Raw genomic sequence first — 1170 nt, 5'->3', positions numbered from 1 at the left:
GGGTGCTGAGAGTGTTTCAGTCAACCGCTGATTCGAGGATGCCTGTTCCTGCTCTTTGGAAGCCTTTTAATTATGATAGTCAAATCACTATTCAGGCCGCGTCACGAGTTTCCGGCGATAGCTCAAGGATTCTGATTGATAGGCTTGTTGTTGGTCAGGTCGGTGCGATATGTACGGGCGTTGTAGCGCCCTCAGTTGAATTTAAAACCAAATTTCCCGATCCGATCGATCGAAATGTAATCCGAAAGAGATTGGAGAAGTGCCAATCTTTAGTGGATCGATCCTGGCGGCCCAGTGAAACTGATTGCTTTGAACTTGAACAGTCAAACAAGATGCTCGGCTTCGGCGTGTCACTTCAGGCTTGGTACGACTCACGCTTAACGGCATCGCAGCGCGCGTTCGTTGATCAGGAGCTGACTCGGAGTTTGCGCGTTCGTGGCCCGGCGGGCAGCGGCAAGACGGTTGCGCTTGTGGTGAAGCTGCTTAGACACCTTCTTGGCTCGCAGTTCACTGCGAAGCCGCAGAGATTTGCGTTTCTTACTCATAGTCAAGCGACCGTCGATCTTGCGCGATCCATGATTCGTGGAATGCTCAGTGATGAGGAGTACGGTAGAGTGATGGGCGAGGGTGGGCCTCTCTACATTGGCACGCTGTACTCGCGGGCATATCGGACACTCGGTGCTGAGCTTCGCGGTCTAGAGCCGCTTTCACTGGATGGTGTTGAGGGTCGAAACATGCAGGCCGAGATGTTGCGCTCGGTCGTGATCGCCTACAGGGCTAAGGATTGGGCAGCAAGACGCGGTGGAGTGACTGATGATTTTGCGCGAAGCCTTGAGAGCGTCGCTGATGGGGTTGACTTAGTCCCGCCCTTCATCTTCGAAGTACTGCTCGAATTTGCCTGCGTCCTAGAGCCCGGTGGCTTTGCGAGATCCCGGTCTAAGCGAGATGACTACATCTCCAGAGCGCATCGCGATGCATGGCGCATGCGGTTGTCGACAGAAGATGAGAGGCGCGTAATTCTTGACCTCTACGCTGAATTTCGCACTCAGATGCGTTCCGTTGATGCGATGACTGTGGATCAACTTATCGCTGACTTTGACAGGTTTCTCGACTCTAATTCGTGGGAGATGACTCGTTCTGAAGACGGCTTCGATGCTGTTTTTGTCGATG

General features: G+C 53.2%; 1 protein-coding gene. It reads left to right on the top strand.

The window, feature by feature from the left end:
- Positions 1-38: 38 nt before the first annotated feature.
- Positions 39-1170 (top strand): UvrD-helicase domain-containing protein (locus AC1DQP_RS20755; protein ID WP_478052465.1); only part of this gene is annotated, 1132 nt, incomplete at its 3' end.

This window comes from Stenotrophomonas sp. P5_A8 (assembly GCF_056400545.1).
The sequence above is the reverse complement of the archived record's forward strand: the minus strand, read 5'-3'. Positions and strand labels throughout refer to the sequence as shown.